1 pseudogene is annotated in these 544 nt (G+C 52.6%); it reads right to left on the reverse strand.

Annotation, left to right across the window (positions count from 1 at the left end):
• Window positions 1–73 precede the first annotated feature (73 nt).
• Window positions 74–544, reverse strand: a pseudogene (locus QZ271_RS14465) (hypothetical protein); the annotation flags it as partial.

Here is a 544-nt window from a genome sequence, read left to right on the forward strand (position 1 = left end):
TGGACGTTCGCCAGCGTGTCGCATTAAACTCAAAGCAACTTCAATTTCTACCGTTATCAATAAATCCAGCCAACTACTTAGGGGCGGCAACCGGATTAAATTCCAGACTTCTGATGTTCAGGTTTCTATCCGCCACCGTGCGTCCGTAAGGATTGGTCAGCGTCACTGTCATGGGGGAGGCAGAAAGTGACAGCTTGATACGCTGGTGCTTGAGGGTGGTGGTCAGTGTCTGGAGTACCTTGCCTGATTGCTGAAAGCTAAGAATAGGGAAAGCATTATTTCCGGCACGTCCGACAACCTCCAGTTCCAGTTCACCCGCCGCGCACGGAGTGACGGACATGGGCACACTGGAAACCAGGCTGGCTGAATTGTAGTCAGACTTCCAGCTTCCGCCTGTGGCTGCTGGAACATCCACCTGAAAAGTGTGGCAGCCTTGCCCTGAAAACCTGAATTTTTCCAGGGTCGCTACCCGCACATCGGCTAGGTAATAGTCGTTGAAATAGCCCAGGGTCAACCGACCAGCCTGTGGAATCCGCACCGTATA

The sequence above is a fragment of the Deinococcus sp. genome (assembly GCF_018260555.1).
In the GTDB taxonomy this organism is placed as follows: Bacteria; Deinococcota; Deinococci; order Deinococcales; family Deinococcaceae; genus Deinococcus.